Raw genomic sequence first — 12,421 nt, 5'->3', positions numbered from 1 at the left:
ATCAACTAACTTAAAATACAGTAAATGAGAGAAGTAGTAATTGTATCTGCTGTCAGAACTCCAATTGGTAGCTTTGGAGGTGCATTATCAACCCTTTCTGCTACCCAATTAGGCGCTGTAGCCATTAAAGCAGCAGTGGAAAAAGCAGGACTTAAGCCTTCAGATATCCAGGAAGTTTACATGGGTAACGTTTTATCTGCCAATATCGGGCAGGCACCTGCAACACAGGCCGCTAAATTTGCTGGTTTACCGGATCTTCCTGCAACCACAATAAATAAGGTGTGTGCCTCAGGTACAAAGGCAATTATGCTCGCTGCTCAAAGTATCTCACAAGGTGATATTGATATTATTGTTGCTGGTGGTATGGAAAGTATGAGTAATGTACCATATTACCTGGATAAAGCCCGTACCGGTTACAGGTTGGGTCATGGCCAAATTACCGACGGATTACTTAAAGATGGTCTATGGGATGTTTATAACGATTACCATATGGGTTCCGCAGCCGAACTATGCGCCTCTGAATGTGGAATTAGCAGAGAGGACCAGGATGCTTTTGCCATTTCCTCCTATAAAAGAGCTCAATCAGCACAAACGGAAGGTAAATTCGACTCAGAAATAGTCCCCGTTGAAATAAAAGACCGTAAAGGAGAAATAACATTAATTTCAAAAGATGAGGAACCCTTTGCAGTTAAGTTTGATAAAATACCAGGCCTAAAACCAGTTTTCAAAAAGGATGGAACCGTTACAGCTGCTAATGCTTCTACACTTAATGATGGCGCTGCAGCTCTTGTATTAATGAGTGCAGATAAGGCAAAAGAACTCAAATTAAAACCATTGGCTAAAATCCTGGCCTATGCTGATGCACAACAGGCACCAGAATGGTTTACTACTGCTCCATCCAAAGCCATCCCATTAGCATTAAAAAGAGCGGGTAAAAGCCTTGCCGATGTCGACTATTTCGAAATTAACGAAGCCTTTTCTGTAGTTTCCCTCGCAAATAATAAGGAACTTGGGTTAACCGAAGATAAAGTAAATACAAATGGCGGTGCCGTTTCCCTGGGTCATCCCCTGGGTGCCTCCGGAGCAAGAATTGTAGTCACACTGCTTTCTGTTCTTGCACAAAATAATGGAAAAATTGGTGTTGCCGGAATATGTAATGGCGGTGGTGGTGCCAGCGCAATAGTTATAGAAAACATTAATTAAATGCGAAAGCGGTTAAAATCCTTAATACTGATAATCATACTATGCACCGTCTCGGCAAAGCTTAAGGCACAGCATAGCTTTCCTTTTAATAGTGGTCCTGTTATGAATAAATTCCAGGATTCATTAATTAAACTTAGTGAAGTCACCTTCAATGCCACCACTAATTCTGAACGGTACACTCAAAATGCTGCCTTTATAAAAACATTAGTGAATTCACTAAAAACGCAAGGCTCATTTCTTTTCCCCTTCGATTCTCTAAAGAAAATTACAATCCTTAAATCTCCTGATAATTCATTCAGAATATTCTCCTGGTATTTACCTCTTGATGATGGCTCATATCGCTTTTTTGGAACCATCCAAATGGCTACAAAAGATGGAAAATTAAAAATGTTCCCGCTTATTGACGATACCAGCAACATTAAAGACACTAACCTCATTACTGGAAATAAAAACTGGTACGGTGCCAGGTATTATGAAATTATCCCTGTTATCATGAACGGCAGGCCACCTTATTATGTCCTAATTGGCTGGAAGGGCAACAGTCTAAAAACTTCTAAAAAAGTAATTGATGTGCTCTCCTTTAACAAAGAGCAACAACCCGTTTTTGGCAAACCTGTATTCGAAGAAGCTAAAAGTACGGCTACTAAAAACAGGATAGTTTTTGAATACAACAAACAAAATACAATGACATTAACACTTGATAAAAATGTTAACATGATTGTATTTGATCATCTTGCCCCCATCTCAGAAGAAATGACAGGAAATTTTGAATACTACGCATCCGATTTAAGTTTTGATGCGTATAAACTATTAAACGGAAGGTTAAAACTAGTAGAGAATATTGAATTGAAGAACGAACCTAATGAAATGGATGATCTTTTTTCAGATCCAAAAGACAAGAAAATAAAGACTATAAAGAAGCTTTAAGTGTATTTAATACACCTAAAATGGAAATTAAAAATTTGGGAGTTTGCCATCATGTACCTATCTTGCGCGATGCTTATTTTTACAAAAAGAGGGAAAAGCACTTTCTACCTACATCAAAACTCCTGCATTAATATAGAATCCTGATATCAAAAACACATATCAGATCAATATAGCTTTAGATTAATAAATTTGAACTAACTAAACTTACTATAAATAACACACTAAAAAACTAAAATGGATACAAAAAATTTGGATACGCCAAATAACTTTTTTGAAAGTAAAGTACTAGGGCATCCCGCCGGACTGTTTGTTCTATTCTTTACAGAAATGTGGGAAAGATTTTCATACTATGGTATGCGGGCCCTATTGGTCATGTTCTTTACAGCATCTGTTTTAGGTGATCATCCGGGCTGGGGTTGGCCACGTGAGCATGCAATGTCGCTTTTCGGATCCTATACCGCTCTGGTATATCTATCTACAATGCTTGGCGGTTACTTTGCCGATAAATTAATCGGATTTAGATGGGCAGTAATTGTTGGAGCTTTATTAATGACCTTAGGGCATGGTTGCATGGCGGTAGAAACGCCATTTTTCATTTACCTTGGTCTGGGTCTTTTGGTTTTCGGAACCGGATTTTTCAAACCAAACATGACCTCCATAGTATCTTTAATGTACAAAGATCATCCTGAAAAGAAAGACGGTGCTTATACCATTTTCTACATGGGTGTAAATGCCGGAGCATTTTTTGGAATATTACTATGTGGTTACCTGGGCGAAAAAGTTGGCTGGAGCATTGGGTTTGGTCTGGCTGGAGTATTCATGCTTTTTGGTTTATTACAATTCTATTTTACCCAAAATATTTTTGGGAACATTGGTTTAAAACCACTTAAAACAAGAGATATCGTAGTTGATGAAAATGATTCAGATAAAAGAGTACCATTTTCATTATGGCAGCTTATCATTGTTGCCCTTTGTTCTGGTTTAGGCTTAATCTGGGTTATCAATGATCCTGTTTCCAAGATATCTCATGGAGCAAGCAACCTGCTAAATTTCAATGTTTTTGGAATGGAAGGAACCAATTTCACCATATTATTAGCATTAGGTTTATTCTTATTCTTACTATTTTACAGGCTAACAAAATATTCACAGGTAACCAAAGAAAAATTATACGCGGTTACCTTTTTTGCATTCTTAACCTTTTCTTTCTTTGCTGTTTTTGAACAAGCACCAGGTACATTAACCATCTTTGCCAGAGATTATACAGATAGAATCCTGGTTGGCAATTCCAGCTTAATTTTTCTGATAGCAAATTCACTAATTGCTGTAGTCCCTTTAGCTATCATTACCTGGGTTTTATTTTTATTATTTAAGCAAACCTTTAAAAAATACAGCTTAGCAAATATCATTCTAAGCATAAGCTTCGTGATCATTTGGATTATCACAATCTGGATGCTTGTCCGTGATTTTTATGGTGCAGGGTTTTTAAACCTTTCCGACGCCACTTTAACTTCTCTTAAAATCGAAAAGGTTAAAGAAAGCCTTACCCAAATCCCGGCATCCTGGTTTAGCGTACTTAATTCTTTATTTATCATCACTTTGGCACCATTATTCTCCAAATGGTGGGAAAGCAAGTACAACCCCGGTGCAAACGTTAAGTTTGGTATAGGAATGATCTTGTTAGGATTAGGAATGGCATTTCTAGTTTTTGGAGCAAGCGATATCGCTCCGGGTGCAAAAACTGCTTCAGTAAGTATTTTCTGGTTAATTATGGTTTACCTTTTCCATACAATGGCTGAGCTTTGTATCTCACCTGTGGGGCTTTCTTACGTAAGTAAATTAGTACCTGCCCGTATGATTGCCTTTATGTTTGGCGTATGGTATCTGGCCATTGCTATTGCAAATAAAGTTGCAGGTATACTTGGAGAAAATGCTGATAGAATTGCAGCCGAAAAAGGAATTAGCTATTTCTTCCTGATTATAACCGGTGTTGCCGTTGCTATTGGAGTAATGTCAATCCTGTTGGCCCCTGTTATCAAAAAATTAATGCACGAAGTAAGATAAGCAAACTGAAATAACAATGCAGGATAACAACATTACACTAAGCGAAATTCAAGATTTCAAAGGGAGGTACCCTAAGCAGCTTTGGGCACTCTTTTTTTCAGAAATGTGGGAACGTTTCTGCTTCTACGGAATGCGGGGAATGCTCACCTATTTCATGGTTACCCAATTGTTCATGAAAGATGTAGATGCAAATCTGCAATATGGTGCAACCCAAGCCTTTGTTTACGCTTTTACATTTATAGGTGGTTTATTTGCCGATAAAATACTCGGCTTCAGAAAATCCCTCTTCTGGGGAGGGATTCTAATGATTGTAGGCAGTGGAATTTTATCCTACGATCCTCATCAATTCTTTTTTCTGGGAATAAGTTTCACAGTTGTAGGAACAGGCTTTTTCAAACCCAATATTTCTACAATGGTTGGAAAATTGTATAAAGCTAATGATGCCCGTAGGGATGCCGGATTCTCTGTATTTTATGCAGGTATAAATATTGGAGCACTTCTGGGTGGTTACGCTTGTATCACCATTGGTAAACAATATTCATGGCACCTGGCATTCGGACTTGCCGCAATTGTAATGACCATTAGTTTAATCACTTTTTTATTCACTCAAAAAAAACTGGGTCCTATCGGACTTCCTCCTGGAAAAGGAGAAGATGCAGCAGGTGATGCAGCAACACCAGGTAAATCTGTAAATAAAAAATGGTATGATTATGCCGTTTATGCAGGTTCTCTTGCAATTATCCCGGTTATTATGATCATGGTGGCAAAAACACAATATACAGATTGGTTTATGTACATTATTGGTCCGGCAACCCTGCTTTACCTCCTTTATGAAATGACAAGATATGGATGGGCTGAACGTAAGAAATTAATTGCAGCATTAATCTTTATATTGTTCTCAATATTATTCTGGGCATTCTTTGAACAAAGTGGAGGCTCCTTAAGCTTATTTGCAGCCAGGAATTTAGACAATAACCTGTTAGGAATTATAAACCTGGATCCAAACGGAGTTAACAATTCTGCAAACTCTTTCTTCGTAATCGTCTTTGCATTCCTGTTTAGTTTGATATGGATTGCAATGGCCAAAAAGAAAATCGAACCTAATACAGTTATTAAATTTGGTCTGGGCTTTTTATTTTTATCAGGTTCTTTCTTTACCTTTTACGTAACCAGATTTTTCGCTAACGCACAAGGCATTGCATCGCTCGACATATTTACAGCTGCATATCTGGTAATGACTTTTGGTGAGCTTTGTTTATCGCCAATAGGCCTATCTATCATGACAAAATTATCTCCTGTAAAATTACAGGGTGTAATGATGGGAATGTGGTTTCTGGCCAGCGCATATGGTCAATACGTAGCTGGTCTTTTGGGTGCCGGTTTGGCCAAAGCAAGCGAAAATGACACTCCGGTACAGAAACTGATAAGTTATACTGAGGGATACAAACAATTAGCTATTTATGCCTTAATTGCCGGTATTGCACTTCTCATAATTTCTCCGCTTGTAAAAAAACTGATGCAGGAAGTAAATTAACTGAAAAACTCCCACTTTTAACAAAATTTAACCCTTAGTATAGTCTATATTAAGGGTTTTTTCATTTAGAATCCATAATTTCGCTACTTAATTTATTTTACGTGTCAGACAGTCTAGTAATTATACCTACCTACAACGAGAAAGAAAATATTGAGAGAATCATTAGGAAGGTTTTTTCTTTGAGTTACTTTTTCGAAATATTAATTATTGATGATGGTTCTCCAGATGGCACAGCCGAAATAGTTAAAAATCTTCAGCAAGAATACCCTGCGCTTCATTTAGAGCAAAGAACTGGCAAATTAGGCCTTGGAACAGCTTATATCCATGGTTTCAGGTGGGCATTGGCCAGACCCCAATTCCAGTATATTTTTGAGATGGATGCAGATTTCTCACACAATCCTGATGATCTGATTCGCTTACGTGAAGCTTGTGTTAACGGTGCAGATGTTGCCGTGGGTTCTCGCTATGTCAGAGGTGTAAATGTTGTAAACTGGCCTATGAGCAGAGTATTAATGTCATACTTTGCATCTATGTATGTTCGTCTCATTACCCGTATAAACATACAGGATGCAACTGCAGGCTTTAAATGCTACCGTCGAGAAGTACTTGCTACAATCCCGCTGGACAAGATTAAATTTGTTGGCTATGCCTTTCAGATCGAGATGAAGTTTACCGCCATCAAGTATGGATTTAATGTCGAAGAAGTGCCCATTATATTTACAGACAGAACAGAAGGCACTTCAAAAATGAGTACCAGAATTTTCAGGGAAGCATTTATTGGCGTAATACAAATGAAGATCTGGAGCTGGTTCCGAAAATACGATAGGGTCTAAATTACTCCACTTCTCTAGGCTTACCATCACGCATCATCGTTCCAAAGTCCCAATCTTTATCCATTGCATTAACTATTTTTACAATTCTTTTGGTACGGGTGGCTTCAGTTTTGGCCGAATTTAGCCAATTGATATACCAATTTTGATGCGATTTAGGTTGTTTAAAGAAATTCTTAAGCAAATGTGGCTCATCAGAAAGGCACAGTTCCAAATCTTCAGGCATTTCAATTTTAAAAGTGGTATCCTCCTCTAATGACAACTCCAAAACTCCACCAAGATCTTTTTTGAGCTGTTTACGAATACCTGCATTCAAAGCCATTATAAAATTCCCCTCTCCCATTGGCACAAATGATACTCCTTCAATTTTAACCTGATCTAAATGTCCCTTAACACGATAGCTCTTTCTGCAACCAGGTTTAATCATATCGGCAATAGCGAGCGGAATAAAAACATAGGTCCAACCCGTTTTTTCGCCCATTTCGGCAAAACGTTCTATTTCCGCTTTAAAAGTAACCATGCTGAATAAAGACAAAGAAGCATAAAATTATGATTTTTCTGCATAATATTTCTGCATCAGAAAAAAGGATTGTTAATATGACTAAAACTTCTCTTCAACTCCAAGTCCAAACAATGCAAAGTCATATTTAACAGGATCCATAGGATCAAATTTCAGCAGCTCATTAGTAAGCTCCACTGCCGTGCGCCAATCCGTTTGCTTTCTTTCAATCAAACCAAGCTTACGAGCCACTCTGTCTACATGTACATCACAAGGACATATCAAATCCGAAGGCTTAATTGTGTTCCAGATTCCAAAATCAACTCCCTTATTATCCTTTCTCACCATCCATCTTAAAAACATATTTAAACGCTTGCAGGTAGATTTTTGCAAAGGCGAAGAAACATGCTTAATAGTTCTTCTTGGATAATCTGGAAGAGAAAAGAAATAAGATCTAAAATAATTAAGTGATCTTTCAGCTTTTGGCTCATGCTGTGTTAATTCCGAAAGCATACAGCTTGAAGAAGCATACTGCGTATATCCATGCTGAAGTTCATCTGTTAAAAAGTCGCTTCTAAATACATCCGAAGGAGATAAAAAAGCCGTCTCAAAACTATCAAACTCGTGGTAGTGCTGATTAAAAAACGCCACAAAATACAGTAAATCTGTATCATTAAATGTTCTATGTTTAAAGCCAAGCAGTCGTTTTAAATCCGCGTCGCTATGATGCAGCATAAAATTATGCGGATCATTATCCATCCGTTCAAACAGCTCATTACACTTATTAATAATGGTTTTTCGCTGTCCCCAAGCTAAAATTGCCGCAAAAAATGCGGCAATTTCAATGTCTTGTTTTTTAGTATACTGATGTGGAATACAGATCGGATCGTTTTGAATAAAATCTGGCCGATTATACTGATCAACCTTCACATCCAAAAACTCTTTAAGTGCTAAAAATTCCAATTTTCGCCCATTTAAATACTTTAAACATTTTATTATTTAAGTGCCTGTTCTAAATCGGCAAGTAAATCATCAATATCTTCAACCCCAACACTCAGGCGCAACAAGTTGTCAGTAACCCCTACTTTCTCACGCTCTTCTTTAGGAATAGAACCATGAGTCATAGTAGTTGGATGATTAATTAATGATTCAACCCCACCTAAAGATTCAGCCAGTGTAAAAACCTTAAAAGAAGAAGCAACACGGAAAGTTTCCTTAAGGTCTGCACCCTTTAAAGTTATAGATACCATCCCACCAAAACCACGCATTTGCTTTTTAGCAATATCATGATTAGGATGATCTTCAAAGCCCGGCCAGTAGATCTTATCAATCTTTGGATGATTTTTAAGATAACGCGCCACCTTCTCTCCATTCTCACAATGTGCCTTCATTCTTAAATGAAGCGTCTTAATTCCTCTTAAAACTAAAAATGAATCCTGAGGTCCCGGAGTTGCTCCGCAGGCATTATATATAAACCAAAGATCCTTATAAAGCTGATCGTCATTTACAAGCAAAGCGCCCATCACCACATCAGAGTGGCCACCAATGTATTTGGTTACAGAATGCATCACAATATCGGCACCAAAATCCATTGGATTCTGCAGATATGGAGACGCAAATGTATTATCAACAGTAAGAATTAATTTGTGTTGCTTCGTAATTTTGGCAACCCCTTCAATATCAATAATCCTCATAGTTGGGTTGGTAGGTGTTTCAATCCAAACCAGCTTGGTGTTTTCATTTATGTGAGGCAATATATTCTCCGGTTTCGATAAATCAAGGAAATGAAATTTAATGCCATATTTTTCATAAACCTTAGTAAATATGCGGTAAGAACCACCATACAGGTCATTCCCTGTAATCACCTCATCACCTGGCTTCAATAACCTTAAAACAGTATCAGTAGCGCCCATTCCGCTCGAAAAAGCCAGCCCGTACTTTGCATTTTCCAATGCCGCCAAACAATCTTCAAGTGCTTTACGTGTGGGGTTAGTACCTCTCGAATACTCATAACCCTTGTGGTCTCCCGGCGATTTTTGCCAATAAGTAGAGGTTTGATAAATCGGTGTCATCACTGCTCCTGTAGTAGGATCAGGCTCTTGCCCGGCATGGATTGCTTTAGTTGCAAATTTCATATATTATCGTTCTGCTCAATTTCTGATTTAAACTGGTAACCCAAATTTTTACTGGTTGGATAACCACTTGAAGCCAGCATTGATTGTTTTTGATTTAAAGTTACTTCTTTTATCTCTGCAAATGGAGGCAATAAAAGGTCAGATGCTAAACAATGAAGAATAGATCGCTCCACAATATCCGTTAGTTTTTCTTCCGTTACAACGTTATCAGCCATGCTTTGGTATAAGAAATCAAGCGCGCCCTCTCCCTCAACCATAAAATGCTTTTCCTTGTTAACCAGTATACGTGCAATCAGTGATCCCTCGTCAGCCAATCTGTTATATTTCACAGAATCGGCAAGAAAATTATGGATGTAAATAGTTCCGCAATAGCTTAACGTCTCATCTTCCTTAATGTACTTTGTTTGGTATATGGAATGAGTTTTATCAAAAGCAAACACATTGGTATGCATAGAAACCATCAGCATATCGCCCGAAAACTTAAGCTGCCCTTCAAATTTACCACTTTCTTTAAAATGCACTTCAACTGAAGGATCTTTAGCTACATAATCAGTTTGCAGCTTAACCGCAATTTTAGAAAGCTGGGTTTTCAGCAAGCCGAAAACCTCAGTAGTATTTCTAAATATCTTTTGTTTTAATGAAGCTTTATTTTCAAATTCACTCAGTATTTTATCGTAGTTCTCACTTTCCATTCCATTAAAGTTTAGTATGCCCGTGCAAATAATACCCTTTGGGTTGATGGCTTACCTGAGTAAATACAAACACCAGCTTCCTGTTTATTGTTTAACGGAATACACCTGATTGTAGCCTTTGTTTCTTCCTTAATTTTTTGCTCTGTCTCGGGCGTTCCATCCCAGTGTGCAGCAATAAAACCCGCTTTACCATCAAGCAATTCTTTAAACTCTTCGTAAGAATTAGCATCAGTAGTATGTTCAGTTCTATAGTCAAAAGCTTTTTTATAGATATTTTGCTGAATCTCTTCTAAAAGCTGAGCAATATGAATTTCAAGCCCATCCTGAATAACAGTTTGTTTTTCTCTTGTGTCTCTCCTGGCAAGTTCAACAGTACCATTTTCCATATCTCTGCCACCAATAGCTAAACGAATTGGCACTCCTTTAAGCTCATATTCCGCAAACTTAAAGCCCGGGCGCTGCGTATCACGATCATCATATTTTACTGAGATTCCTAAGCGCTTCAGCTTTGGCATTAATTCATCAACAAAAGTCGAGATTTTATTTAGCTCCTCCTGCCCTTTGTAAATCGGTACAATAACTACCTGTATTGGAGCCAATTTTGGAGGCAGCACTAAACCGGCATCATCACTATGTGCCATTATCAATGCACCAATTAAGCGTGTCGAAACACCCCATGAAGTTGCCCAAACATGCTCTATTTTACCTTCTTTGTTGGTAAACTTCACATCAAAAGCCTTTGCAAAATTCTGTCCCAGGAAGTGAGAAGTTCCTGCCTGCAAAGCTTTTCCATCTTGCATTAATGCTTCAATACAATAAGTATCCAAAGCTCCTGCAAAACGCTCATTTGGAGTTTTAACTCCTTTTACAACAGGTAATCCCATCCAGTTTTCTGCAAAATCTGCATAAACGTCAAGCATCTTTCTTGTTTCTTCAATGGCCTCATCAGAAGTTGAGTGCGCAGTATGCCCTTCCTGCCATAAAAACTCAGTAGTACGCAAAAATAAGCGGGTACGCATTTCCCATCTTACAACATTTGCCCATTGATTTATTAATAGAGGTAAATCTCTGTACGATTGAATCCAACCCCTGTATGTATTCCAAATAATGGTTTCAGAAGTTGGTCTAACAATCAGTTCTTCTTCCAATTTGGCTGTTTCGTCAACAATAATGTTTCCATTTCCATCATTTTTCAGACGATAATGTGTCACAACGGCACATTCTGTCGCAAAGCCCTCAACGTGCGATGCTTCCTTTGAAAAATATGACTTTGGTATGAATAACGGAAAATAAGCATTACTGTGTCCTGTATCTTTAAATTTCTGGTCTAAAATAGACTGCATCTTCTCCCAAATGGAGTATCCGTAAGGTTTAACCACCATACAACCCTTAACAGATGAGTGCTCTGCCAGGTCAGCTTTTATAACAATGTCGTTATACCACTGGGAATAATCTTCGTTTTTACTTGTAATGCCTTTGCTCATAGCTGAATGGAACGTTTTTTGTGTTAAATGACTTGTAATGTAGTCTACAAATTTATAAATTTATACCTACAAAAAAATTGCAACACACAAAGAACATATATAGTTATGAAACCTAACCAATTATTCACAGGAATGCTCGTCTTAGCAGCCATAGCTGTTACGTCGTGCTCTGCGCCCAGGCTTGCGCAGCAAAGTGCCAATGGTGATGATGATGTTTATAGCAGCACGGTAAAGGCAAAGGTTTATACTCCTGCCCCAAGACAAGTGCAGCAATCTCAGTATGACGACCAGCAATACGCTGACCAGCAATATGATGAGAGCGATTATTATGGAACAAGCGATCCTTATTACGATCAGGATTACTCATCACGTATAAACAGATTTTATTATTCAAGTCCTTTCAGAACATATTACGATCCGTATTATTATTCTGGCTGGTATTCTGGTGGTTCACTGGATTTTGGATATAGCCCATTCTATAACAGCTATTGGAACTCACCTTATTCAGGCTGGGGATATGCATATTCTCCGTTCTGGGGCTACAACAATTTCGGCTGGAATAACTACTATTACGGTGGCGGTTATTATGGCGGTGGCTTTTTAGGAGGCGGCTTATGGGGTGGTGGTTTATGGGGCGGTGGCTATTACACCGGCAGAACCACTAACGTACCCGACTATAGGGCAAGACCAGGCATGGGCAGAGAAAACGGCGTTGGAATGAACCGCAGATATTCAAGACCTGCAACTACAAGGGTAGATGCCGATGGCAACTTTATACCTAACAGAGGCAGACCATCAAGGGTTAATCCTAACGGAAATGCATCAAGCCGACCAAGCAGAGTACCTGCTGATGGTCAGACAACAAGACCATCTCGTCCTGAAACAATAAGGCCAACAAGAGAAAGTGCACCAGCACGTCAGCCAGAAAGACCTAGCTACAGTCCTCCTGCAAGAGAAAGTAGCGGTGGTTCTGGAAGAAGCAGCAGCGGAAGTAGTGGCGGCGGCGGTGGCGGCGGCAGATCTTCAAGATCAGGAAGAGGATAATTTAAAGTACCC

General features: G+C 38.5%; 11 protein-coding genes. 6 read left to right on the top strand and 5 right to left on the bottom strand.

The features are described 5' to 3' along the window. Positions 1–24 precede the first annotated feature (24 nt). The 5 genes from CPT03_RS03135 (at position 25) to CPT03_RS03115 (ending at position 6,558) form a co-directional block, all read left to right on the top strand. Positions 25–1,203, top strand: coding sequence for an acetyl-CoA C-acyltransferase (locus CPT03_RS03135; RefSeq protein WP_099437476.1), 1,179 nt, complete (start codon positions 25–27; stop codon positions 1,201–1,203). 102 nt (positions 1,204–1,305) lie between these two features. After that, the gene (locus CPT03_RS03130) at positions 1,306–2,130 is read left to right on the top strand and encodes a hypothetical protein (RefSeq protein ID WP_245869957.1); all 825 of its coding nucleotides are present in this window, start codon (positions 1,306–1,308) and stop codon (positions 2,128–2,130) included. 234 nt (positions 2,131–2,364) lie between these two features. Continuing rightward, the gene (locus CPT03_RS03125; protein ID WP_099437474.1) at positions 2,365–4,191 is read left to right on the top strand and encodes a peptide MFS transporter; all 1,827 of its coding nucleotides are present in this window, start codon (positions 2,365–2,367) and stop codon (positions 4,189–4,191) included. Between the two features lie 16 nt (positions 4,192–4,207). Then, entirely contained in the window at positions 4,208–5,725 is a 1,518-nt protein-coding gene (locus tag CPT03_RS03120; RefSeq protein ID WP_099437473.1) for a peptide MFS transporter, read from the top strand. A 101-nt stretch (positions 5,726–5,826) separates the two neighbouring features. Beyond that, positions 5,827–6,558, top strand: a complete 732-nt coding sequence (locus CPT03_RS03115) for a polyprenol monophosphomannose synthase (RefSeq protein ID WP_099437472.1) — start codon at positions 5,827–5,829, stop codon at positions 6,556–6,558. Between the two features lies 1 nt (position 6,559). Here the strand turns inward: CPT03_RS03115 and CPT03_RS03110 are convergent, their stop codons facing one another. The 5 genes from CPT03_RS03110 to proS form a co-directional block, all read right to left on the bottom strand. After that, complete coding sequence (locus CPT03_RS03110) at positions 6,560–7,075, bottom strand: YdeI/OmpD-associated family protein (RefSeq protein WP_099437471.1); 516 nt, start codon at positions 7,073–7,075, stop codon at positions 6,560–6,562. 81 nt (positions 7,076–7,156) lie between these two features. After that, positions 7,157–8,017, bottom strand: a complete 861-nt coding sequence (locus tag CPT03_RS03105) for a TIGR02757 family protein (RefSeq protein ID WP_099437470.1) — start codon at positions 8,015–8,017, stop codon at positions 7,157–7,159. 32 nt (positions 8,018–8,049) lie between these two features. Beyond that, complete coding sequence (locus CPT03_RS03100; RefSeq protein ID WP_099437469.1) at positions 8,050–9,189, bottom strand: cystathionine gamma-synthase; 1,140 nt, start codon at positions 9,187–9,189, stop codon at positions 8,050–8,052. Further along, on the bottom strand, positions 9,186–9,881 hold the full coding sequence (locus CPT03_RS03095) for a hypothetical protein (protein ID WP_099437468.1): 696 nt from the start codon (positions 9,879–9,881) through the stop codon (positions 9,186–9,188). The genes CPT03_RS03100 and CPT03_RS03095 overlap by 4 nt, the downstream gene beginning before the upstream one ends. 11 nt (positions 9,882–9,892) lie before the next feature. Then, positions 9,893–11,365, bottom strand: a complete 1,473-nt coding sequence (gene proS / locus CPT03_RS03090; protein WP_099437467.1) for a proline--tRNA ligase — start codon at positions 11,363–11,365, stop codon at positions 9,893–9,895. Between the two features lie 105 nt (positions 11,366–11,470). On the opposite strand from proS, the gene CPT03_RS03085 reads away from it, so the two are divergent. After that, entirely contained in the window at positions 11,471–12,409 is a 939-nt protein-coding gene (locus tag CPT03_RS03085) for a hypothetical protein (protein ID WP_099437466.1), read from the top strand. Positions 12,410–12,421: the final 12 nt, after the last annotated feature.

This window comes from Pedobacter ginsengisoli (assembly GCF_002736205.1).
In the GTDB taxonomy this organism is placed as follows: Bacteria; Bacteroidota; Bacteroidia; order Sphingobacteriales; family Sphingobacteriaceae; genus Pedobacter; species Pedobacter ginsengisoli_A.
This window is presented reverse-complemented; position numbering and strand designations above follow the sequence as displayed.

What these genes read in the sequence shown, in the direction of transcription:
- CPT03_RS03095 (WP_099437468.1), bottom strand. Translation starts at nt 9,881, where the DNA reads ATGGAAAGTGAGAACTACGATAAAATACTGAGTGAATTTGAAAATAAA.
- CPT03_RS03135 (WP_099437476.1), top strand. Translation starts at nt 25, where the DNA reads ATGAGAGAAGTAGTAATTGTATCTGCTGTCAGAACTCCAATTGGTAGC.
- CPT03_RS03120 (WP_099437473.1), top strand. Translation starts at nt 4,208, where the DNA reads ATGCAGGATAACAACATTACACTAAGCGAAATTCAAGATTTCAAAGGG.
- CPT03_RS03085 (WP_099437466.1), top strand. Translation starts at nt 11,471, where the DNA reads ATGAAACCTAACCAATTATTCACAGGAATGCTCGTCTTAGCAGCCATA.
- CPT03_RS03100 (WP_099437469.1), bottom strand. Translation starts at nt 9,189, where the DNA reads ATGAAATTTGCAACTAAAGCAATCCATGCCGGGCAAGAGCCTGATCCT.
- CPT03_RS03125 (WP_099437474.1), top strand. Translation starts at nt 2,365, where the DNA reads ATGGATACAAAAAATTTGGATACGCCAAATAACTTTTTTGAAAGTAAA.
- CPT03_RS03130 (WP_245869957.1), top strand. Translation starts at nt 1,306, where the DNA reads ATGAATAAATTCCAGGATTCATTAATTAAACTTAGTGAAGTCACCTTC.
- proS (WP_099437467.1), bottom strand. Translation starts at nt 11,365, where the DNA reads ATGAGCAAAGGCATTACAAGTAAAAACGAAGATTATTCCCAGTGGTAT.
- CPT03_RS03110 (WP_099437471.1), bottom strand. Translation starts at nt 7,075, where the DNA reads ATGGTTACTTTTAAAGCGGAAATAGAACGTTTTGCCGAAATGGGCGAA.